This window comes from Pseudomonas sp. LPB4.O (genome assembly GCF_038383825.1).
In the GTDB taxonomy this organism is placed as follows: Bacteria; Pseudomonadota; Gammaproteobacteria; order Pseudomonadales; family Pseudomonadaceae; genus Aquipseudomonas; species Aquipseudomonas putida.
Genome location: NZ_CP151298.1, coordinates 1,920,125 through 1,941,108, shown reverse-complemented (window position 1 = coordinate 1,941,108; position 20,984 = coordinate 1,920,125). Strand labels below are relative to the sequence as shown.

Below are 20,984 nucleotides of genomic sequence, written 5' to 3'. Positions count from 1 at the left end.
TGCGCAGCAGCCCCAACGCTTGCAAACTCAGATCACCACATTACGCACAAAACGCACTGCCACCACCCCATCGTTACGGTAGGCATACTGGCAGTTGCTAGGGAACACATGGAACTGCCCCACCAGCAGCCGATGCTCAACCCCTTCAATGACCAGCGTCAGTTGCCCTTCTGCCACATAGATCTGCTCGCTCCAGCCTTCGGCATCAGCCTCGCTGGAATAGCACTCGCCCGGTGCCAGGGTCCACTCCCAAAGCTCCACCTCACGCCGTGCCGCACTGCTACCCAGCAGCACGGCCTTGCTCTGCGGGTATTCACCGGCCCAGGCCAGTTCCTCGATGCGCCCGGGGTCACGCTGGTCCGGTGCCTGGATCAAGGTGCTGAAAGCCACCCCCAAGGCTTCGGCGATCAGGTCGAGGGTGGTCAGGCTGACATTCTTCTCGCCCGCCTCGATTGCCACCAGCATGCGCCGGCTGACCCCTGAGCGCTCGGCCAACGCTGTCTGGCTCAACCCGGAAGCATGGCGCAGGCTGCGTACGTTGAGGCTTACATGTTGCAGCACCGATGCCCGATGCGAAGTATCTTTGTGCACTATATTGCTCACTGGTAGAGACTGCGCAGTATACTGCCCACTTTGCGGCGATTGTGCGCCGCCCCCTCCGAGTGCGCAAGACCATGAGCCAGGCCCGCAACACACCCACCCCCGCCGTTACCTTTCGCCTGAGCAAGGCAGAACTGGTGCTGGTGTTCATCACCATGTTGTGGGGCGGCACCTTCCTGCTGGTGCATAACGTAATGACCGTCAGCGGCCCGATGTTCTTCGTCGGCCTGCGCTTCGCTGCGGCAGCGCTGTTCGTGGGCGTGGTTTCGGCGCGGGCGTTGCCCGGGCTGACCTTCACCGAGCTCAAGGCCGGCATGCTGATAGGCGTGTCGATCATGCTCGGCTACGGCCTGCAAACCATGGGGCTGCAGACCATCAGCAGCAGCCAGTCGGCGTTCATCACTGCGTTGTACGTGCCGTTCGTGCCGCTGTTGCAGTGGCTGGTGCTGGGCCGCCGGCCTGGCCTGATGCCCAGCATCGGCATTTGCCTGGCATTCATCGGCCTGATGCTGCTGGCCGGGCCGGAAGGCGGCAGCCTGCACTTCAGCGAGGGCGAGGTGGTTACCCTGGTCAGCGCCGTCGCGATCGCCGCCGAAATCATCCTGATCAGCCGTTACGCCGGCCAGGTCGATGTGCGCCGGGTCACCGTGGTGCAACTGGCGACTGCTTCGCTGCTGGCGTTCCTGATGATCGTGCCGACCCAGGAGCGCATCCCCGACTTTTCTTGGCTGCTGCTGGCCAGCGCAATAGGCCTGGGTGCCATGAGCGCGGTGATCCAGGTGGCCATGAACTGGGCGCAGAAGTCGGTCTCGCCCACCCGCGCCACCCTCATTTATGCCGGTGAACCGGTGTGGGCCGGGATCGTCGGGCGCATCGCCGGCGAACGCCTGCCGGGCGTGGCGCTGCTCGGTGGCCTGCTGATCGTGATCGCGGTGGTAGTCAGCGAACTCAAGGTACGCCGCCCCCGCGAAACCGTCGAAGCGCAGGACGTCCAGAGTGAAGGCGAGCGCCAGACCGGTCTGTAAAGATGACAACAGCGACTATGCTTTGTAAAAAACTGTTATAAAAAAACAGCTTGTCACAGCCTGTTTGTAGGATTCTGCGACAGCTTGCGTGTTGGTGATCACTTCCCCGGCACGTATGATCTTTGCAAACTTCTCCAGAATAGGCCCCTATGTCATTGATAGTGCTATTGCTTCTGCCGTTCGTGGGCAGTTGCCTGGCAGCCGTGCTGCCGCACAACGCACGTAACGCCGAGTCCATTCTCGCCGGGCTCGTGGCCCTGGTCGGCACCGTCCAGGTAGCACTGCTGTACCCTCAAATTGCCCACGGGGGCGTGATTCGCGAAGAATTCCTCTGGCTGCCCAGCCTGGGGTTGAACCTGGTACTGCGCATGGACGGCTTTGCCTGGCTGTTCTCGTTGCTGGTGCTGGGCATCGGTACGCTGGTGTCGCTGTATGCGCGCTACTACATGTCGCCACAGGACCCGGTGCCGCGTTTCTTCGCCTTCTTCCTGGCCTTCATGGGCGCCATGCTCGGCCTGGTCATTTCCGGCAACCTGATCCAGCTGGTGTTCTTCTGGGAACTCACCAGCCTGTTCTCCTTCCTGCTGATCGGCTACTGGCACCACCGCGCAGACGCCCGGCGTGGCGCCTACATGGCGCTCATGGTGACCGGCGCAGGTGGCTTGTGCCTGCTGGTGGGTGCCCTGCTGCTCGGCCATGTGGTCGGCAGCTATGACCTGGACAAGGTCCTGGCTGCCGGCGACACCATCCGCCAGCATGCGCTGTACCCGGTGCTGCTGCCCCTGATCCTCATCGGCGCCCTCAGCAAAAGCGCACAGTTCCCCTTCCACTTCTGGCTGCCCCATGCCATGGCAGCGCCCACCCCGGTATCGGCCTATCTGCACTCTGCCACCATGGTCAAAGCCGGGGTGTTCCTGCTGGCGCGCTTCTGGCCGGTGCTGTCGGGCAGCGAAGAGTGGTTCTGGATCGTCGGCGGTGCCGGCGCCCTCACCCTGCTGCTCGGCGCCTTCGCCGCCATGTTCCAGAACGACCTCAAAGGCCTGCTGGCCTATTCAACCATCAGCCACCTGGGCCTGATTACCCTGCTGCTGGGCCTGAACAGCCCGCTGGCCGCGGTCGCGGCGGTGTTCCACATCCTCAACCACGCCACCTTCAAGGCCTCGCTGTTCATGGCCGCCGGCATCATTGACCACGAGAGCGGCACCCGTGACATCCGCCGTCTCAGCGGCCTGATCCGCCTGGTGCCCTACACCGCCACCCTGGCCATGGTGGCCAGCGCCTCCATGGCCGGCGTGCCGCTGATGAACGGTTTCCTGTCCAAGGAAATGTTCTTTGCCGAAACGGTGTTCATCAGTTCTACCGCCTGGGTCGAAGCAACGCTGCCGGTGATCGCCACACTGGCCGGTACCTTCAGCGTGGCCTATGCCCTGCGCTTTACCGTAGATGTGTTCTTCGGCCCCACTGCGCAGGACCTGCCCCACACCCCGCACGAACCACCACGCTGGATGCGTGCGCCGGTCGAACTGCTGGTACTCACCTGCCTGGTGGTGGGCATTTTCCCCGCCCAGTCGGTCGGCCCGCTGCTGGCCGCCGCAGCCCTTCCGGTAGTAGGCGGTACCCTGCCAGAGTACAGCCTGGCCATCTGGCATGGCTGGAACGCGCCGCTGATCATGAGCCTGGTGGCCATGAGCGGCGGCATCGTGCTGTACCTGCTGCTGCGCAAGCAACTGCGCCTGGGCCGCTTCCCGTACCCACCGGTGATCGAACGTTTCAATGGCAAACGCCTGTTCGAGCACGGCCAGGTGCACCTGATGTTGCTGGCCCGGCACGTCGAGCGCCTGTTCACCACCCGCCGCCTTCAGTCACAACTGTTCATGCTGGTGCTCGCCGCCTTCCTCGCCGGCCTCACGCCCATGCTCTACGGCGGGCTCAGCTGGGGCGACCGGCCCAAGATTCCGGGTTCGGGCGTGTTCGTCGCGCTGTGGCTGATCGCCATTGCCTGCGCCATCGGCGCCGCTTACCAGGCCAAGTACCACCGCCTCGCGGCACTGATCATGGTCAGTGTCTGCGGCCTGATGACCTGCATTACCTTTGTCTGGTTCTCCGCTCCCGACCTGGCCCTGACCCAGCTGGTGGTGGAGGTGGTCACCACGGTGCTGATCCTGCTGGGCCTGCGCTGGCTGCCACGGCGTATCGAAGGCGTATCGCCGCTACCGGGCAGCCTGGAACGCGCGCGCATGCGTCGCCTGCGCGACCTGCTACTGGCAGTGCTGGTGGGTGGCGGCATGGCCGTGCTGTCTTACGCCATGCTGACCCGGCCGACGCCCAACGACATTTCCTCGTTCTACCTGAGCCGGGCGCTGCCCCAAGGCGGCGGCACCAATGTGGTGAATGTCATGCTGGTCGACTTCCGTGGCTTCGATACCCTCGGTGAAATCACCGTGCTGGTGGCCGTGGCGCTGACCGTGTTCGCCCTGCTGCGGCGCTTCCGCCCGCCGAAAGAAAGCATGCAGTTGCCGGCGCAACAACGCCAGCTCGCGCCTGATGTGGTCACCGACCTGATCAACCCGCGGCATGCCACCGACACCGCCCTGGGCTTCATGATGGTGCCTGCGGTGCTGGTGCGCCTGCTGCTGCCCATCGCCCTGCTGGTGTCGATGTACCTGTTCATGCGTGGCCACAACCAGCCAGGTGGCGGTTTCGTCGCCGGCCTGGTGATGTCGGTGGCGTTCATCCTGCAGTACATGGTGGCTGGCACCCAGTGGGTAGAGGCGCAGATGAGCCTGCGCCCACTGCGCTGGATGGGTACCGGATTGCTGTGCGCCACCCTGACAGGGGTCGGTGCCATGCTGCTGGGCTACCCGTTCCTGACCACCCATACCGCCCACTTGCACCTGCCGTTGCTCGGTGATGTGCACGTGGCCAGCGCGCTGTTCTTCGATGTTGGCGTGTACACCGTGGTGGTCGGCTCGACCCTGCTGATCCTCACTGCCCTGGCGCACCAGTCTGTGCGCGCCTACCGCCCGGGCAATTCATCGAAAACCAGCCAAGCAGGAGCCGCCTGATGGAAGAAGTCATTGCAGTCGCCATCGGCGTGCTGGCCGCCTCGGGGGTGTGGCTGATCCTGCGCCCGCGGACCTACCAGGTGATCATGGGCCTGTGCCTGCTGTCGTACGGCGTGAACCTGTTCATCTTCAGCATGGGCAGCCTGTTCATCGGCAAGGAGCCGATCATCAAGGATGGCGTCACCCAGGACCTGCTGCACTACACCGACCCGTTGCCCCAGGCCCTGGTACTGACGGCCATCGTCATCAGCTTTGCCATGACCGCGCTGTTCCTGGTGGTGTTGCTGGCCTCGCGCGGCCTGACCGGCACCGACCACGTGGATGGCCGGGAGCGTGACGAATGAATGGCATGAGCCAACTGATTGTCGCGCCCATCCTGCTGCCACTGTTAACGGCAGCCGTGATGTTGTTGCTGGGGGAGAAACACCGGCATATCAAGGCCCGCCTCAACCTGCTGTCGACCTTCGCGGGCCTGGCCGTCGCGGTCAGCCTGCTGCTGTGGGTGCGCACCCAGGGCCAGGCGGAGTCGATCGGCGTCTACCTGCCGGGCAACTGGCCTGCACCGTTCGGGATCGTCCTGGTGGTGGACCACCTGTCGGCGCTGCTGCTGACCCTCACCGGGATCATCGGCTTTAGCGCCCTGTTGTTTGCCCGCGCCCGCTGGGACGGGGCCGGGGCCAGCTTCCATGCGCTGTTCCAGATTCAGCTGATGGGCCTGTACGGCGCCTTTCTCACCGCCGACCTGTTCAACCTGTTCGTATTCTTCGAGGTGCTGCTGGCAGCTTCCTATGGCTTGCTGCTACATGGCTCGGGGCGTGCACGGGTACGTGCCGGCCTCCACTACATCGCCATCAACCTGTTCGCCTCGTCGCTGTTCCTGATCGGCGCGGCAATGCTGTATGGGGTAACCGGCACCCTGAACATGGCCGACCTGGCGCTGAAGATCCCACTGGTACCGGAGGCCGACCGTGGCCTGCTGCATGCCGGTGCGGCAATCCTGGCCATGGCCTTCCTGGTCAAGGCCGGTATCTGGCCGCTGAACTTCTGGCTGGTGCCCGCCTACTCCTCGGCCAGCGCACCGGTAGCTGCGTTGTTCGCCATCATGACCAAGGTCGGCCTGTACGCCCTGCTGCGCCTGTGGACCCTGCTGTTCTCCGGGCAGGCTGGGGCCTCGGCGCATTTCGGTGGCGAATGGCTGGTGTACGGTGGCCTGGTCACCCTGGCAGTGGCAGCAGTGTCGATCCTGGCGGCACAACGCCTGGAACGCATGGCGGCGCTCAGCATCCTGGTCTCGGCCGGCACCCTGCTTGGCGCCGTCGGCTTTGCCCAATCGGCGCTGACGGGTGCGGCGCTGTTCTACCTGGTCAACTCGACCCTGGCGCTGTGCGCGCTGTTCCTGCTCGCCGAACTGGTCGAACGCTCGCGCTCGGCCAACGAAGTGCCGCTGGACGAAGAGGAAGACGCCATGCCGCCACCGCTGGAGTCGTTGCACCCACCCAAGGGCATCAACCTCGACGACGAGCAGAAGGTGGTGATCGGCCAGATCATCCCGTGGACCATGGCCTTCCTCGGCCTCAGCTTCATCGCCTGCGCCTTGCTGATCATCGGCATGCCGCCGTTGTCAGGCTTCGTCGGCAAGCTCAACCTGATCAGCGCACTGTTCAACCCGCAGGGTCTTGGCGTGGCGGCCGAGCAGCCGCTGAGTGCGGCGGGCTGGGGCTTGGTGGCGCTGCTGATCCTGTCCGGCATGGCCTCGCTGATCGCCTTCGGCCGCGTCGGCATCCAGCGCTTCTGGAAGCCCGAGGAGCGCCCGTCGCCGGTGCTGCGCCGCTATGAGTGTCTGCCCATCGTCATCCTGCTCGGCCTGTGCATCATCCTCAGCCTCAAGGCCGAGCCATTGCTGCGCTACACCCAGGACACTGCCGCCAGCCTGCAGGCCCCCGATGCCTACATTGAAGCCGTGATGGCCGCCCGGCCGATTCCTGGCCCCACCTCGCTCGACATCCAGGTGCAGCCATGAACCGACTGTTCCCCGCCCCGCTGCTATCGGTTTCGCTGTTCGGCCTGTGGCTGCTGCTGAACCTCTCGGTCAGCCCCGGCAACCTGCTGCTGGGCGCCGCACTTGGCGTGCTGGCGCCACTGCTGATGGCGCCACTGCGCCCACAGCATGCCCACGTGCGTCGACCAATGGTCATCGCCCGGCTGATAGGCCGCGTAGGCATCGATGTGATCCTGTCCAACCTGCTGGTTGCCCGTGGCGTGCTGCGTGCTGGCAAGCAACCACCACGCTCGGCGTTCGTGCACATTCCGTTGGCCCTGCACGATGCACATGGGCTGGCGGCACTGTCGATGATCACTACGGTCGTGCCCGGCACGGTCTGGTCCGAGCTGGCGCTGGACCGCAGCGTATTGCTGCTGCATGTGTTCGATCTGGACGATGAGGCGGCCTTTATCCAGCACTTCAAGGACACCTATGAACGCCCGCTGATGGAGATATTCCAATGACAGGCCTGCTCGCCAATGCTGTCCTTGCCAGCCTGTTCATCTTCGCCTTGGCCATGGGCCTGGCGCTGATCCGGCTGTTCCGTGGCCCGTCCGCCCAGGACCGGGTGCTGGCGCTGGACTATCTGTACATCCTGGCCATGCTGACCATGCTGGTGCTGGGTATCCGTTATGCCAGTGACACCTACTTCGAAGGTGCCCTGCTAATTGCGCTGTTCGGCTTCGTCGGCTCGTTTGCCCTGGCCAAGTTCCTGCTGCGCGGTGAGGTGATCGAATGACCGAAACCCTGGTACTGCCCTTCTGGCTGGAAGTGGTCACCGCCGCGCTGCTGCTGACCGGCAGCCTGTTCGCGCTGGTCGGAGCGATAGGCCTGGTGCGCCTGAAGGATTACTTCCAGCGCATGCACCCGCCAGCGCTGGCGTCGACCATTGGCGCCTGGTGCGTAGCGCTGGCTTCGATCATCTACTTCTCATGGCTCAAGGAAGCACCGGTACTGCACGCTTGGCTGATTCCTATCCTGCTGTCGATCACCGTGCCAGTGACCACGCTGCTGCTGGCCCGGGCGGCGTTGTTTCGCAAGCGCATGTCGAAAGAGCCAGTGCCTGAAGAAGTCAGCAGCGGCCGCGACCGGGGCAACTGAAGGGCCGCCGCCTCACCCTTGGCTGAGGCGCTGCAGCTCCCGCCGTACCATGGCGGCATAAGGGGGCGGACCGAGCCGGTACAACTCACCCGCCACCCAGTGCAACCAGGCGCCTTGCAGCTCCCCACGCCTGGCCAGCAAACGTTCGGCCTCGGCCACGGCATCTGCCTGGTGCTGTCGATGAAACTCGACACGCGTGACAGGCGCATCGCCACTGTCGGTCATTCACTGGCCTTGAAGGTGGTCAACTCGCCCTTGCGCCATTTGGCAACCTTGCCGGTCACCGCCTTTAGCAATTTGCCCAAGCCTTCCTGAACCTGCTGTTGCGCGGCGAAAACCAGCATCACGCCATGCCCCTCGCGCAACACGATGCCCTCACCTTCGGGTACCGAAACGAAGGCGTAATCGCCCACGCCATACACATTCAGTTTGATTTCGCGAAAGCGCATTTCCAGCTTGCCACCTTCACGGCTGGGCAACACCGCAGCGCGGAAGTGATCGCCGACTTTCAATTCAAGGCGCTGCTTGTCATCGACCACCAATGCTTCTTCGGTGTCGATTTCGGCCATGTAAAGGCCTTCGGGTGTTTGTTCGGTAACGTAGATAAAGCGGCCCTGGAACAGCTGGGCCAATTTACCGCGCAAGTCGCCTAAGGCGAACAACGCATGGGTATCAAGTGTGCTGACTGCCAATGAAGTAATCCTCAACCGGTTACAACCCGCCCTCTCCCAAGCTCGGGGAGGCACGGCCATTTCTTATCGATAGGCGAAAAGAGTAATAAAGCGATATGCGAAATGTCTGTGCCCGCTGACGATGCAGCGTGCAGGAATCTTTACTCTGGTTTGCCAGATTCGCCCTCAAACGAAGGCGTTTGGCTCATTCCCGACTTGGGAAGCGTGATGCCTGAGATCACTTACCAGAAAACGCAACCATGGGGGTGAGCCTGCAAGTAGACAAGCCCTGGCATCCATGTGCGTATTACCGTAGGACAAATATGCCCGAAAACACCGAAACCCGTCGAGAGGCAAAAAACAATTTCAGGCGGCCAGGCCTTTCTTCAGTTGCTGCTGCCAGGCAGCTTGGCATTCAAGTGCCTCTGCACGCGTGGCGAAGGCGGTGCCCCGACGCTCGCCATTGACCAGCACCACCCAACAGATGCGTTTACCCAGCGCCTGCAAGGTGGCTGGCACACCCGAACCTATCATCACAGCTACATCGACCCGGCTATTCATCATGCCCTCCGGCACTTAGTTAGCACCCTAACGATAGCGTTATGATACGCCTGCCCGCCGGGAGAAAACAGCGCTTCGCGGTACAGCACTGTTACGTTCGGGACAACAAAACCGGTATCAGCAAAAAACACAAAAAGCCCCAGGGATTGCTCCGTGGGGCTTGGCACCGCGCGCGGGTTTATACCTGGCGCTGGTGGCGGTCGAGCTGCTCGTGGCGCTCTTGCGCTTCGATGCAGTACTTGGTGGTCGGGCTGATCAGCAGGCGCTTCAGGCCAATTGGCTCACCGCTGTCATCGCACCAGCCGAAGCTCTCGTCGGAGATACGGTCCAGCGCCATTTCCAGCTGAGGCAGCAGGCGCTGGTCGCGCTCGATGGCATTGACCAGCCAGCTACGCTCTTCTTCGACCGACGCCACATCGGCAGGGTCCGACGGAGTGTCCAGGCCTTCGATGGTGGCACGGCTGAGCTCGATGCGTTCATGGGTTTCGACTTTCATCGACTGCAGCAGGCCAGTGAAGAAAGCCAGCTGGTCAGCGTTCATGTAGTCATCGGCCGACATGGCCAGCAACTGTTCCTTGGTCATCGATTTCTCTATGAAAAAATGTGCATTGGGGCGATTCGGGTGCCGCCGACGCCTTGGCATCGGCAGCGGAAATTTTCAAGCGCCAACCGGCACTCTTTCTCAGGGGGCGGCAGTCTAAGGCGCCACGTCGCGTGGAGCAACTGCAATCGGGTGCAAATTTGCTTCCCGTGCTTACAATCCGCCGGTCGGCACCCCAGCTCTGCTGCATAGCCAGTAGTGAACAGTATTTCTGGCTGCGGCCATATCGCCGGCTTTTGATCGTGATCTTGCTCTTGCTCTTGATCTTGATCTTGATCTTGATCTTGATCTTGATCTTGATCTTGATCTTGATCTTGATCTTCGCGACTTCAGGAGGCCGAACACAGGCCTTGCGAAGGGAGGTGACGGGCATGGATGCCCGTCAAGCGCTGGGCCCCAGGATGGGGCCTGCAGCGCGGTCCTCCCGGGAGCGAGGCCGGAGTGAGGGAACCCCGGAGCGCAGCGCAGGGGCCGGATGATGGGAGCGCAGCGTTTTTGGTTACTTTTTGTCGCGTTTGACAAAAAGTGACTCGCCGTAAGGGCGAAAAGGTGAGTTAGCGTCGCCATCGCAAACGGACTGTTCTCCGTTTCAAAACCGCCGCAGAAGCCCTTGATGTTTGGGGGTGGGCCTTAACACAGTGCAGACATCCATTCGCGCAGGTGGCGCTGAGTCACCTTTCCGCCCTTCCGGCGGGTTACTTTGGTCTCTACATCTTGGCCAAAGTAACCAAAGCCGTCCGCTCCCATCATCCGGCCCCTGCGCTACGCTCCGGGGTCCCCTCGCTCCGGGGTTGCTCCCGGGAGGACCGCGCTGCAGGCCCCATCCTGGGGCCCAGCGCTTGACGGGCATCCATGCCCGTCACCTCCCTTCGCAAGCCCTGCGCTCGGCCTCCTGAAGTCGCAATCTGCGTCGCCTGAACTACCGCGCGCTTAAAAGCAAAAGCAAAACCAACGGCAACGGCAACGGCAACGGCAACGGCAACGGCACGAACCGAGTCTGATCAGCGATTCTTGAACTGCGCCTCGCGCTTGGCGATGAATGCGGCCATGCCTTCTTTCTGGTCTTCGGTAGAGAACGCCGCATGGAACACCCGACGCTCAAAGCGCACGCCCTCGCTAAGGGTAACTTCGAACGCGCGATTGACGCTCTCCTTGACCATCATGCTCACCGGAATCGACTTGCTGGCAATGGTCGCCGCTACTTTCAGCGCCTCTTCCACCAACTCTGCCTGCGGCACGATGCGCGCCACCAGGCCAGCACGCTCGGCCTCTTCGGCCCCCATCAGGCGACCGGTCAGGCACAGTTCCATGGCCTTGGCCTTGCCCACCGCACGGGTGAGCCGCTGGGTGCCGCCCATGCCCGGCAGCACGCCAAGGTTGATTTCAGGTTGACCGAACTTGGCGTTGTCCGCAGCAAGGATAAAGTCACACATCATCGCCAGCTCGCAGCCGCCGCCCAAGGCGAAGCCGGATACCGCAGCAATGATCGGCTTGCGCCGGTTGGCAATGCGGTCAGCATCGCTGAACAGGTCATCGACGTAGATCTGCGGGTATTGCAGGTCGGCCATTTCCTTGATGTCGGCGCCAGCGGCAAAGGCCTTGGCCGAACCCGTAAGCACCACGCAGCCGATGTTCGGGTCACGCTCGAGCTGGTCCAGGGCCTGGTTGATCTCGCCAACAATCTGCGCGTTCAGCGCATTCAGTGCCTGCGGGCGGTTGAGGGTAATCAGCCCGACCTTGCCGTGAATGTCCAACAGGATGGTTTCGAATGCCATGCAGTCTGCTCCTTCAAAGATTGCGCGCAATGACCATGCGCTGAATGTCGCTGGTGCCTTCGTAGATCTGGCAAACCCGAACGTCGCGGTAGATCCGCTCCAGCGGGAAGTCACTCAGATAGCCATAACCGCCCAGGGTCTGCAAGGCATCCGAACAGACCTTTTCGGCCATTTCCGAGGCAAACAGCTTGGCCATGGACGCTTCCACCAGCGCCGGGCGCCCGGCGTCACGTAGTGCGGCGGCGTGCAGCACCATCTGCCGGGCCACGGCAATTTTCGTCGCCATGTCGGCCAGACGGAAGGCCACGGCCTGGTGTTCGATCAGCGCCTTGCCAAAGCTTTGCCGCTCATTGGCATAGTCCCGCGCCACTTCGAACGCCGCACGGGCCATGCCCACAGCCTGCGAGGCGATACCGATGCGCCCGCCTTCCAGGTTGGCCAGGGCAATCTTGTAGCCCTCGCCTTCTGCGCCCAGGCGGTTGGCCACCGGCACACGCACATTGTCGAAGACGATCTGGCAGGTGTCCGACGCGTGCTGGCCGAGCTTGTCCTCCACCCGCGCTACCTGGTAGCCCGGCGAATCAGTGGGCACGATAAAGGCGCTGATCCCGCGCTTGCCGGCCTCTGGATCGGTCACGGCAAACACGATCACTACCCCGGCGTTCTGCCCGGAGGTGATGAACTGCTTGCTTCCATTGAGCACATAGTGGTCACCGTCCAGGCGCGCTCGGGCCTTCAGGCTGCTGGCATCGGAGCCAGCCTGCGGTTCGGTGAGTGCAAAGGCACCCAGCATCGCGCCAGTTGCCAGGGGGGTAAGGAACTGCGCCTTCTGCTGCTCGGTGCCAAAACGCAGGATGGGTACACAGCCTACCGAGTTGTGCACGCTCATGATGGTCGAGCAGGCACCATCGCCAGCGGCGATTTCTTCCAGGGCCATGGCGTAAGCCACGTAACCGGTGTCGCTGCCGCCCCACTGTTCCGGGACCAGCATGCCGAACAGTCCCAGCCCCGCCATCTCCTCGATGGCCTCCTTGGGGAAGCGGTGTTCCTTGTCCCACTGCTCGGCAAATGGTTTCAGGCGTTCCTGGGCAAAGGCGCGTACCGCATCGGCTATCTGTTGTTGCTCGTCAGTTACCAGCATGGTTCACCTCAGTACAGGCATTCGACGGCCATGGCCGTGGCCTCGCCGCCGCCAATGCAGATGGCCGCCACGCCGCGGCGCAGGTTGTTCTGGCGAAGGGCCGAGAGCAGGGTCACCAGGATGCGTGCGCCCGAAGCGCCGATCGGGTGGCCAAGGGCGCAGGCGCCGCCGTGGATGTTGACCTTGTCGTGGGGCAGGTCAAGGTGTTTCATGGCCGCCAGGGTGACCACGGCAAAGGCCTCGTTGATCTCGAACAGGTCGACGTCGGCCAGGCTCCAGCCCGTGCGTTTCATAAGCTTGTCGATGGCGCCGATCGGCGCGGTCGGGAACAGCGCCGGGGTGTCGGCGAAGGCCGCGTGACCGTGGATGACTGCCAGTGCATCAAGGCCGCGCTTGTCGGCTTCGGAGCGACGCATCAGTACCAGCGCCGCAGCGCCGTCGGAAATCGAGCTGGAGTTGGCTGCGGTCACCGTGCCACCTTCACGGAAGGCGGGCTTGAGCTGCGGAATCTTGTCCAGGCGCGCCTTGGGCGGCTGCTCGTCATCTTTGATAACGCGCTTTTCCTTGCCCTCGGTGACTTCCACCGGCACGATCTCGGCGGCAAAACGGCCGCTGCTGATCGCGTCCTGGGCACGGGTAAGCGAGGTGATAGCGAACTGGTCCTGCGCTTCGCGGCTAAAAGCATTGGCCTGGGCGCAGTCTTCGGCAAAGGTGCCCATCAGGCGGCCTTTGTCATAGGCGTCTTCCAGGCCGTCCATGAACATGTGGTCGATGATCTTGCCGTGGCCCATGCGGTAGCCGCCACGGGCCTTGTCCAGCAAGTACGGGGCGTTGGTCATGCTTTCCATGCCCCCCGCCACCACCACGTCTGCGGTGCCGGCCAGCAGCAGGTCATGGGCCATGATCGCGGCCTGCATGCCCGAGCCACACATCTTGTTCAGGGTGGTGCAGGTGGTGTGCTTGTCCAGCCCAGCCCCCAGTGCCGCCTGGCGTGCCGGCGCCTGGCCCAGGCCAGCCGGCAGCACGCAGCCGAACAGCACTTGCTCGACACTGGCAGCATCGATGCCGGCACGTTCCACCGCACCACGAATGGCCGCACTGCCCAGTTGTGGCGCGGTCAGGCTTTTCAGGTCGCCCTGCAGGCCGCCCATGGGCGTGCGCACGGCGCTGACGATAACAATCGGATCATTGGCGAGGGTCATGTTCGCTCTCCTTACTTGGCAGCCATGCGCAGTGCACCGTCGAGGCGGATCACCTCGCCGTTGAGCATGCTGTTCTCGATGATGTGACGGGCCAGCGCAGCGTATTCCTGCGGGCGCCCCAGGCGTGGCGGGAACGGCACGCCGGCAGCCAGCGAAGCACGCACTTCCTCGGTCATGCCAGCCATCATCGGCGTTTCGAAGATGCCCGGGGCGATGGTCATCACGCGGATGCCGAAGCGTGCCAGTTCGCGCGCGGCCGGCAAGGTAAGGCTGGCAATCGCGCCCTTGGAGGCAGCGTAGGCAGCCTGGCCGATCTGGCCGTCATAGGCAGCGATGGAGGCGGTGTTGATGATCACGCCACGCTCGCCGGCCTCATCGGCAGCCCCTTCAGCCATGGCTGCAGCGGCCAGGCGCAGCAAATTGAAGCTGCCGACCAGGTTGACGTTGATAACCTTGGCGAAGCTGGCCAGGCCATGCGGACCTTGCTTGCCCAGCACTTTCTCGGCACCCACGATGCCGGCGCAATTGACCAGCCCTTGCAAGCTGCCAAAGGCGCTGACGGCTGCATCAACGGCCGCCTGGGCGGCCAGCTCGTCGCTGATGTCAGCCACGGCGAAGCGGGCGTTGTCACCCAGCTCACGGGCCTTGGCCTCGACGGCCTGGGCATTGAGGTCGACCAGCATTACCTTGGCGCCGGCCTCGACCAGCATCTGCGCAGTGGCAGCACCCAACCCGGAGGCGGCGCCGCTGACGATGAAGTGTTTATTGGCTATGTGCATGATCGGTTTCCTTTCAGACGCTGGCAGGGGTGGCCTGTTGCGCTTGTTGTTTGGCGACTTCCTGGTTGCGCAGGATGAAGCGTTGCAGCTTGCCGCTCGGGGTCTTGGGCAGCTCGCTGACGAATTCGATTTCCCTGGGGTAGGCGTGCGCGTAGAGGCGCTGGCGCACGTGCTGGCGCAAGGTTTCTTCCAGCTCGACGCTGCCCACATGGCCGTTGGCCAAAACCACGAAGGCCTTGATCAGCTCAGTACGCTCGGGGTCCGGTTTGCCAACCACCGCTGCCTCGATCACCGCCGGGTGCTCGATCAATGCACTTTCCACATCGAACGGGCCGACTCGGTAACCGGAGGTAGTGATAACGTCGTCGCTGCGGCCAACGAAACTGATGCTGCCGTCCTGGTTCAGCTCCACCGTGTCGCCGCTTAGGTAATACTTACCGACGAAGGCCTTGGTCGCCTGGCCGTGGTAGCCGGCAAACCAGCACAAGGGCGACTGCTCGCGGTCAACCGCGAGGATGCCTGGCTGGCCAGCTGGCAGTTCGTTACCTTGGGCATCCAGCACCACGATGCGATGGCCGGGGATGGCGAAGCCTGCCGAGCCCAGGTGCACCGGATGCAACAGGCCATGATGATTGCACAGCACCATGCCCAACTCGGTCTGGCCGTAGTGGTCGTGAATGGTCACGTCCAGTTCCTCGGCGAACCAGCGGATCACCTCCGGGTTGAGCGGTTCTCCGGCACTGCTGACCACGCGCAGGCGACCTTTGATCGGTGCCGAAAACGCTTTGCCCGCGGCAATCAACAAGCGATACGCCGTGGGCGAGCCAGCCAGGTTCGTGATACCCAGCTTGTCGATTACCTGGGCACAGCTTTCAACGCTGAACGGGCCATCGTAGAAGGTGGTGGCATGGCCCAGCGACAATGGGCCGGTGACGGCGTAATATAGGCCGTAGGCCCAGCCCGGGTCGGCCAGGTTCCAAAAGTTGTCCTCGGGGCGCAGGTCGATGGCATCACGCATGTAACCCTGGAACGCGACAATGGCACGCAATGGCACTTCCAGGGGTTTCGCCGGGCCGGTGGTGCCGGAGGTGAACATCAGCAGAAACGGGTCGTTGCCCGAGCGCATGACCGGTTCACATACCGGTGAGGCAGCATCCAGGCATTGCTGAAAATCCAGCTCGCCACTGCGGGCCTTGACCGTGATGATCGATGGGCAGGCCTGCACCTCGTCCAGCTTGGCACGGTTGTGGCTGTCGGTGACGATAACGCGGGCGTGGGACTGTTCAAGGCGGTGTTCGATGGCCTTGGGGCCGAACGCGGTGAACAGCGGCTGGTACACCGCACCGAGACGCCAGGTGGCGAGAATGGTGACCAGCAACTCGGGAGTACGCGGCATCAGGCCCGCCACCCGGTCCCCTGCACCCACGCCCTGCGCCTTGAGCACATTGGCAAAGCGGGCCGCCTGTGCCTTGAGCTGATCAAAACTGTAGCGTGCGCTGTTGCCATCGCGGTCTTCGTGGATCAGCGCCAGCTTGCCGTCACCGGCATGGCGGTCACAGCATTCGACACAGGCATTGAGGGCTTCGAGGTGGCCATGCAGCGCCGCGCTAGCGGCCTGGGCAGGGTCGAACGCTCGAGCGGCCTCGGCGTAATCACGCATCGTCGGACTCCTGGTTTATTGTTTTTGGAGTTGAACCATAAGTCCGATGATGTTCGCGCCGCTCAACCGCGGCGGCAATGGCCAAAGTTGTCAATCTGGATGACCGGTTTGGCCGCTGTCGGCCTCAGGCCTGGCCGCGCTCCTTGCTATATAACAGTTGGTGAGTCAGGCGCACCAACAGGGCTCGCTCGTCCTGGTCGCGTTCGATGACCAGGTCGTCAAGGCGCTGGGTGACTTCAGCGGGAGTAAGTTCAGCACGTTGCTGCTCTAAAAGCTGTACGCGGTCCCAATAGACACGCTCCAGGTTGGTGAAGTACTCGCTGCTCCGTTCGCGCAGGTAACGCTGCCAGAACTCCCGCTGTGCAAGACTACGCGAGACGTTGAGCAATGTTTCAGCATCCTTGACTTGACGCAACGCCTGCGCAATCGCTGCATCGCTAACCCCCGCCGTTTCGCTGGCATCCATGGTCTGCGGCTGGAAGGGCAACTGCAGTACCTCGTGCAGCTTGACTCGGAAATACAGGTTGATCGTGTCGATGGTATCGTCGTCAACAAACTGCCCCTGGGCTGCGCGTCGGGCTGTTTCGGCAGTGGCACGTCGTTCGACTTGCTCCAGGCGGAACAACCCCCGCCCAAGATTGAGCAATTGATTACCGCGATCAGGTGAGGTGTTGTTTTCAGCCTGGGCAATCGCTGCCTGCTTTAGCAAATCGCTGAAGCGGCGAACGACGCGGTTGATCGAGCCGAACGGGGGGCGCAACTCGGCGAACACTTCCAAACGCAAAGCCGTATTGCTGCACAAGGCATCCAACAGCGTCCACAGGTTGCCCCGCAAGTTCTCGCTGGCGTTGACATAGTCGGTAGTGCGTTCCAACTGCTCAACCAGCGCAAACAAACCGACGCTGTCAGGCATGCCTGCCAATTCATCCCACTGCCGCCCTCGCGCCTCCAAAGTGCTGGCCTCGCTACCACCCACCCAAAGCGAACGTGCCCGTTGCAGCCCTTTCAACGACGGCGAAGGCATTACACCCTCTTCCAGAATGACATCGAAGGCATACAGGCGCTGCACGTCATACGTGCTCAGGGGGTTGCCCATCACCACGAATATGTGTCGAAAGTACTGCGGCATCCTCAGCACAACTTCCGGTATTACCTTCAGGTGATTACCACTCAGGTTCACTTTTTCAAGCGAGTTGCAGTGTTCGAGGCCACTCGGCCAGACACCCAGCCGGCAATGCTGCAAATCCAGCTCACGCAAATGAGACAGCTGGTTGTAGGGCACAGGATATTGCCCCAATGGGTTGTAACTCAGGTCTACCGCTTCCAGCCGTGGGAGGCGGTTGATGGCGCTGATGGAGCTGATGTTCAAATGAATGTTGTTACGCGCCAGGCGTAAGGTGCGCAGTTCGATAAGGTAGGCGATACCTATCGGTACTGCAGATAGCTGGTTACCGACGAGGTTCACCTCGGTCAGGGCCGTAAGGCCGTGGAGGAAGTCCACCGGTACAACGGTGACCGCGGTGTCGTTGATGACTAATGAAACGAGGCGAGGGAAGTCCACCGACAACGGCAATGACGGGAGTGTCGTGATGCTTGGCCCCTCCAGCCTGAGGCGCTGCCCAATGGTGTTTCCTTCGCTGTCGTAAACCTGTTCGCCCTGGAAACGCCAAGCCCTGCGAATGCTGTCAGCGACGACCTTTCGGCACGTTTGGCGGGCCTCGTTCAATTCGCTGCCATACCATTGGTTGAGTGCCCGATCCAATCGGTTGTAGCTATCCTCCAGATCAAGCAGGTGCTGGAATGCCTGATCACCGAAGCCTTGCAGCCGTACAGCCTCTTGCTCGAGCTCGACGTCACCGAGCCCTCGGTACAGTACCCCCAGGCGGGCGCGCAACAGCTGCTGCAGGCCGGTACCGGCTTCGCCGCGGCCGCTCAGCAGATAGCCGACCCTGCCATTGGTCAAACGCTGGCCCGGGTTGAACCACGGGGCTTGCTCACGCCATCCGAGCAGGTGCAGGCGGGCGGTGCGCGTGTCGGGCACCAAGGCCTGGAGCTTGGCACGCAATAGCGCGGCAGGCTGCTCAGCGGGCAACCCCATTCGGCCAAGCTGTTCGGGCGTCAGCAGAGCGGCAAGGGCCTGAAAGATCGTGCCTGGTTCGGCGACTTCCGCGGAATGTTCGTAGCCCTGCCCATCGAACAAGCGAAAACGCCCGTGGACATGGACCATTGACACGGTTTCACCTTCGGTCGACATGGCCGACAACCGGGTCAGCAAACGACCGTAGGGCGAGCCGTCGCGTAACTCCACTCCGAGCTGCGAAGGCCAGTTGGGCAGCCTCGACAGCAGGTTGATCACCAGTTCCCCGGCCTCGTCTGTGTAAGCACTGCTTAGAAACACGCCCTGCACTGCCCGGTCCAGCCGCGCCACCTGCGACAAGAAGCGCGCCTTGGTCGCCATCTTCACAGACAGCCTGCCGAGCCTGGAAAGCTTGGCCTGGGCGTTATCGGCTTCGGCCACGACCTCTGCGACATAGGCGTCAGGCAAGTGGGGGAAGTCACGCTTGACCAACCTGGCTACGGGGTCATCCGGCAGCCTGACCCGGGTCAGATGCTGCAGCAGAGGCCCCTCCAGCTGGGGTTGCTGCTGCAGTAAAGCGGCTTTGAGGGCGGCCGGATCCAAGCCCGTCATTCCAGGCCGGGCCAGGCACCACGCCTGGATCTCGGCATCCCCCCCCACCACCGATGCATCGCCAAGCGATGTGAAGAACGCCTCGATACGGGTGTTGGCATCGAAACGCCGCAAGGTCTCGCGCAGGGTAACCGGCAGCGGGCGGTTCTCAATTATCAGGCCGCGGAGTATGTCCTTGTTCATGCCCGCCATGTGTACGATCTGCTGTGCATGTTCGGTGCTCAGCAGTGCCTGGAACGGCCACAACGTATCGAGCATGCGGGCGCTGTCATCCCAAGTCTGCGGGCGCGCCGACCGTACATGCCAACTGCGCTCTCCATTGAACTCCACGACCGGTCCAAAGGTTTCATCACCGCGTGGATGACGCAGCCGCCACGGCCCCTCCGCCTGCGGGCGATGAACCTCATGGTAGCGATCACCACTGCGCATCCAGCGGCGTGTACCGCTGCCATACAAGCCATCATCTGCCAGGGTGCGTTCATCGGGCGTCGACTCGTAGACCGTGAGGTCGCTGGACCATAACCTTTGCTGGCCGTTGTCCAGCCTCACCGGCTCAAGGCCATCGACAAAGCGGCTGCGTACGAAATGGCCGGTGGCGCCGATCACCGCACCCGTCACCGCAACCTGGGCCAAGGTCTCAGCCACACCAAGCAGGTGCTCCAGCGCTTCATGCTGGTGGCCGTACGCCCAGTCCGTCACACCCTCGTAGACCCCGGAAACGGTTTGTACCAGCATTCGCCCCAGCAACAACTCACCCACCACAGGGACAAACATGCCGGCCAGATTGGCCACGTCCCAGCCCAGCGACTTCCAGCTTGCCTGGCGCTGTTTGGCCGCCCGCGCATCAGCTTGTGCCAGCGGCACCAATAGCAAGCTGGCGTCGCTTTTTATCCGTTTTACTTGCTGCTCGACCAGCCGTACAAACACGTCACCCTGGCCAGTCGTGCCATCCATCTGCAGGTCAGGCTCTGGGTCTTTGAGACGTGTCTGAAGCAGCTGGACGAAGTCCTGACGGTCCTCAAGCGCAATCAACTGGATAAAGTAACTCTGGTATTCAGGTGCATTCAGCCGCTTGACCATGGCCTGATGCATCTGACCCAGCGTGAGGAAGTGATGCAGGGCCTGCGACGGGTCGCTGGGAAGATAGAGGACCCAGCCACTTGCCTCGCCAGCGGCGTCACGCAACGGGATCACCAGGGCATCTGCCACAGGCTTGCCGAGCATGGTCAACAACCCTGGGTAACCTTGCAGGTGCAGGCCCTCACTTTGCTTGGCATCCGCCACCTCGGCCAGCGCCTCACACACCTGCTCGTTCAGTTCACCCTGGATCACTGCCAGCTCAGCAGCCAGCCGGAGCCCCGCCCGCTTCTCCGCGACAAGCAGCTTGCACGTTTGAGCGTTGAAGGTTTGATCAATCAGGGTTTGATACAACCTGCCAGTGTCCAGGTCCCTGCACGCTTTGACAAAGGCATCGTCGACGCGATAGAGCACCTTGCGCCCGCCGTTGACGACAAACTCACCGCGTAGCGGCGTGGCGCCGCTGGGAAAGTTCTGCATGAGACGCAGCAGCGCGGATTGGCGCACCTCGATCGTCCCCAGGGAAAAACCGAGAAAGCCGTCGCTAACCACCCCGCCCTCGGGTTCAAGCCATTCAAGCTCGTTCAGTTTGCTGCCCGCGGGCAGCCGGCCCTTGAGCAACGTGCCAAGCTTGTCCAGGGCGAAGGTTTGCAGCGGGACAAGCCCCCGAGTGGCTGCGCGTACGTTGTCCTGCCCGGCCTTGTGTTCCTTGAACAGGTTGCGCAGGCGTTTGATTTGTTGCGGGGTCGCTGCACGTAACCATTCGGGCAGCAGCTTGCCGATGAAGGCATCGGTTGCGCTGGCGCGCGTTGGGGTCTGGGCAGTAGGGGTTTCGGGGGGGTTGGCCATGATTGGGGGCGATCTTTGTTGACATGGGGAACACCCACTCTGTCAGCTGATACGCGCCGTCATCAGGGGGAACCTCAGCCACCGGCCCCAGGGTCTGCATGAACCGCCTCGAGAGGAAGGGCTGGCGAGGCGTTTTTCAGCGCAGCT

The 20,984-nt window shown here is 62.6% G+C and carries 19 protein-coding genes; 7 read left to right on the top strand and 12 right to left on the bottom strand.

Going from position 1 to position 20,984, the window contains the following annotated elements:
- Positions 1 to 27: 27 nt before the first annotated feature.
- A complete protein-coding gene (locus MRBLPB4O_RS08785; protein WP_049276084.1) occupies positions 28 to 591 on the bottom strand; it encodes an XRE family transcriptional regulator in 564 nt (187 codons plus the stop codon).
- A gap of 83 nt (positions 592 to 674) precedes the next feature.
- Between MRBLPB4O_RS08785 and MRBLPB4O_RS08780 the strand changes: the two genes are divergently transcribed.
- From MRBLPB4O_RS08780 to MRBLPB4O_RS08750, 7 genes are all read left to right on the top strand, one after another.
- Complete coding sequence (locus MRBLPB4O_RS08780) at positions 675 to 1,625, top strand: DMT family transporter (RefSeq protein WP_341798116.1); 951 nt, start codon at positions 675 to 677, stop codon at positions 1,623 to 1,625.
- A 149-nt stretch (positions 1,626 to 1,774) separates the two neighbouring features.
- Positions 1,775 to 4,690, top strand: a complete 2,916-nt coding sequence (locus tag MRBLPB4O_RS08775) for a monovalent cation/H+ antiporter subunit A (protein WP_341798115.1) — start codon at positions 1,775 to 1,777, stop codon at positions 4,688 to 4,690.
- A complete protein-coding gene (locus MRBLPB4O_RS08770; protein ID WP_003250128.1) occupies positions 4,690 to 5,034 on the top strand; it encodes a Na+/H+ antiporter subunit C in 345 nt (114 codons plus the stop codon). Before MRBLPB4O_RS08775 ends, MRBLPB4O_RS08770 begins: the two co-directional genes overlap by 1 nt.
- A complete protein-coding gene (locus tag MRBLPB4O_RS08765) occupies positions 5,031 to 6,710 on the top strand; it encodes a monovalent cation/H+ antiporter subunit D (RefSeq protein ID WP_341798114.1) in 1,680 nt (559 codons plus the stop codon). Before MRBLPB4O_RS08770 ends, MRBLPB4O_RS08765 begins: the two co-directional genes overlap by 4 nt.
- Complete coding sequence (locus tag MRBLPB4O_RS08760) at positions 6,707 to 7,195, top strand: Na+/H+ antiporter subunit E (protein ID WP_016500628.1); 489 nt, start codon at positions 6,707 to 6,709, stop codon at positions 7,193 to 7,195. The genes MRBLPB4O_RS08765 and MRBLPB4O_RS08760 overlap by 4 nt, the downstream gene beginning before the upstream one ends.
- Positions 7,192 to 7,470 (top strand): K+/H+ antiporter subunit F, encoded by a 279-nt coding sequence (locus MRBLPB4O_RS08755; RefSeq protein ID WP_003250109.1) that lies wholly within the window; start codon positions 7,192 to 7,194, stop codon positions 7,468 to 7,470. Before MRBLPB4O_RS08760 ends, MRBLPB4O_RS08755 begins: the two co-directional genes overlap by 4 nt.
- Positions 7,467 to 7,832, top strand: coding sequence for a Na+/H+ antiporter subunit G (locus MRBLPB4O_RS08750; RefSeq protein WP_016500629.1), 366 nt, complete (start codon positions 7,467 to 7,469; stop codon positions 7,830 to 7,832). Before MRBLPB4O_RS08755 ends, MRBLPB4O_RS08750 begins: the two co-directional genes overlap by 4 nt.
- Before the next feature lie 12 nt (positions 7,833 to 7,844).
- Here the strand turns inward: MRBLPB4O_RS08750 and MRBLPB4O_RS08745 are convergent, their stop codons facing one another.
- From MRBLPB4O_RS08745 to MRBLPB4O_RS08695, 11 genes are all read right to left on the bottom strand, one after another.
- Positions 7,845 to 8,057 carry a hypothetical protein gene (locus MRBLPB4O_RS08745; RefSeq protein WP_174371662.1) on the bottom strand — a complete coding sequence of 71 codons (213 nt, stop codon included), beginning with the start codon at positions 8,055 to 8,057 and terminating at the stop codon, positions 7,845 to 7,847.
- Positions 8,054 to 8,524: a hypothetical protein gene (locus MRBLPB4O_RS08740; RefSeq protein ID WP_016500631.1), complete on the bottom strand. Its 471-nt coding sequence runs from the start codon at positions 8,522 to 8,524 to the stop codon at positions 8,054 to 8,056. Before MRBLPB4O_RS08740 ends, MRBLPB4O_RS08745 begins: the two co-directional genes overlap by 4 nt.
- A 345-nt stretch (positions 8,525 to 8,869) precedes the next feature.
- Positions 8,870 to 9,064, bottom strand: coding sequence for a hypothetical protein (locus tag MRBLPB4O_RS08735; RefSeq protein WP_049276091.1), 195 nt, complete (start codon positions 9,062 to 9,064; stop codon positions 8,870 to 8,872).
- 178 nt (positions 9,065 to 9,242) lie between these two features.
- On the bottom strand, positions 9,243 to 9,647 hold the full coding sequence (locus tag MRBLPB4O_RS08730; protein ID WP_341798113.1) for a TraR/DksA C4-type zinc finger protein: 405 nt from the start codon (positions 9,645 to 9,647) through the stop codon (positions 9,243 to 9,245).
- On the bottom strand, positions 9,610 to 10,038 hold the full coding sequence (locus MRBLPB4O_RS08725; protein ID WP_341798112.1) for a hypothetical protein: 429 nt from the start codon (positions 10,036 to 10,038) through the stop codon (positions 9,610 to 9,612). Before MRBLPB4O_RS08725 ends, MRBLPB4O_RS08730 begins: the two co-directional genes overlap by 38 nt.
- A 628-nt stretch (positions 10,039 to 10,666) precedes the next feature.
- Complete coding sequence (locus tag MRBLPB4O_RS08720) at positions 10,667 to 11,440, bottom strand: enoyl-CoA hydratase (RefSeq protein WP_341798111.1); 774 nt, start codon at positions 11,438 to 11,440, stop codon at positions 10,667 to 10,669.
- A 13-nt stretch (positions 11,441 to 11,453) separates the two neighbouring features.
- Positions 11,454 to 12,581: an acyl-CoA dehydrogenase gene (locus tag MRBLPB4O_RS08715; protein WP_341798110.1), complete on the bottom strand. Its 1,128-nt coding sequence runs from the start codon at positions 12,579 to 12,581 to the stop codon at positions 11,454 to 11,456.
- A gap of 8 nt (positions 12,582 to 12,589) precedes the next feature.
- Positions 12,590 to 13,783 carry an acetyl-CoA C-acyltransferase gene (locus tag MRBLPB4O_RS08710; protein WP_341798109.1) on the bottom strand — a complete coding sequence of 398 codons (1,194 nt, stop codon included), beginning with the start codon at positions 13,781 to 13,783 and terminating at the stop codon, positions 12,590 to 12,592.
- A gap of 11 nt (positions 13,784 to 13,794) precedes the next feature.
- The gene (locus MRBLPB4O_RS08705) at positions 13,795 to 14,562 is read right to left on the bottom strand and encodes an SDR family NAD(P)-dependent oxidoreductase (protein ID WP_341798108.1); all 768 of its coding nucleotides are present in this window, start codon (positions 14,560 to 14,562) and stop codon (positions 13,795 to 13,797) included.
- A gap of 13 nt (positions 14,563 to 14,575) precedes the next feature.
- Positions 14,576 to 16,222 carry an AMP-binding protein gene (locus tag MRBLPB4O_RS08700; RefSeq protein ID WP_341798107.1) on the bottom strand — a complete coding sequence of 549 codons (1,647 nt, stop codon included), beginning with the start codon at positions 16,220 to 16,222 and terminating at the stop codon, positions 14,576 to 14,578.
- 124 nt (positions 16,223 to 16,346) lie between these two features.
- Positions 16,347 to 20,837, bottom strand: a complete 4,491-nt coding sequence (locus MRBLPB4O_RS08695) for an NEL-type E3 ubiquitin ligase domain-containing protein (protein WP_341798106.1) — start codon at positions 20,835 to 20,837, stop codon at positions 16,347 to 16,349.
- Positions 20,838 to 20,984 lie beyond the last annotated feature (147 nt).

What these genes read in the sequence shown, in the direction of transcription:
- MRBLPB4O_RS08760 (WP_016500628.1), top strand. Translation starts at nt 6,707, where the DNA reads ATGAACCGACTGTTCCCCGCCCCGCTGCTATCGGTTTCGCTGTTCGGC.
- MRBLPB4O_RS08770 (WP_003250128.1), top strand. Translation starts at nt 4,690, where the DNA reads ATGGAAGAAGTCATTGCAGTCGCCATCGGCGTGCTGGCCGCCTCGGGG.
- MRBLPB4O_RS08735 (WP_049276091.1), bottom strand. Translation starts at nt 9,064, where the DNA reads ATGAATAGCCGGGTCGATGTAGCTGTGATGATAGGTTCGGGTGTGCCA.
- MRBLPB4O_RS08750 (WP_016500629.1), top strand. Translation starts at nt 7,467, where the DNA reads ATGACCGAAACCCTGGTACTGCCCTTCTGGCTGGAAGTGGTCACCGCC.
- MRBLPB4O_RS08710 (WP_341798109.1), bottom strand. Translation starts at nt 13,783, where the DNA reads ATGACCCTCGCCAATGATCCGATTGTTATCGTCAGCGCCGTGCGCACG.
- MRBLPB4O_RS08705 (WP_341798108.1), bottom strand. Translation starts at nt 14,562, where the DNA reads ATGCACATAGCCAATAAACACTTCATCGTCAGCGGCGCCGCCTCCGGG.
- MRBLPB4O_RS08755 (WP_003250109.1), top strand. Translation starts at nt 7,192, where the DNA reads ATGACAGGCCTGCTCGCCAATGCTGTCCTTGCCAGCCTGTTCATCTTC.
- MRBLPB4O_RS08725 (WP_341798112.1), bottom strand. Translation starts at nt 10,038, where the DNA reads ATGCCCGTCACCTCCCTTCGCAAGGCCTGTGTTCGGCCTCCTGAAGTC.
- MRBLPB4O_RS08720 (WP_341798111.1), bottom strand. Translation starts at nt 11,440, where the DNA reads ATGGCATTCGAAACCATCCTGTTGGACATTCACGGCAAGGTCGGGCTG.
- MRBLPB4O_RS08695 (WP_341798106.1), bottom strand. Translation starts at nt 20,837, where the DNA reads ATGGCCAACCCCCCCGAAACCCCTACTGCCCAGACCCCAACGCGCGCC.
- MRBLPB4O_RS08730 (WP_341798113.1), bottom strand. Translation starts at nt 9,647, where the DNA reads ATGACCAAGGAACAGTTGCTGGCCATGTCGGCCGATGACTACATGAAC.
- MRBLPB4O_RS08765 (WP_341798114.1), top strand. Translation starts at nt 5,031, where the DNA reads ATGAATGGCATGAGCCAACTGATTGTCGCGCCCATCCTGCTGCCACTG.
- MRBLPB4O_RS08775 (WP_341798115.1), top strand. Translation starts at nt 1,775, where the DNA reads ATGTCATTGATAGTGCTATTGCTTCTGCCGTTCGTGGGCAGTTGCCTG.
- MRBLPB4O_RS08700 (WP_341798107.1), bottom strand. Translation starts at nt 16,222, where the DNA reads ATGCGTGATTACGCCGAGGCCGCTCGAGCGTTCGACCCTGCCCAGGCC.
- MRBLPB4O_RS08780 (WP_341798116.1), top strand. Translation starts at nt 675, where the DNA reads ATGAGCCAGGCCCGCAACACACCCACCCCCGCCGTTACCTTTCGCCTG.
- MRBLPB4O_RS08715 (WP_341798110.1), bottom strand. Translation starts at nt 12,581, where the DNA reads ATGCTGGTAACTGACGAGCAACAACAGATAGCCGATGCGGTACGCGCC.
- MRBLPB4O_RS08745 (WP_174371662.1), bottom strand. Translation starts at nt 8,057, where the DNA reads ATGACCGACAGTGGCGATGCGCCTGTCACGCGTGTCGAGTTTCATCGA.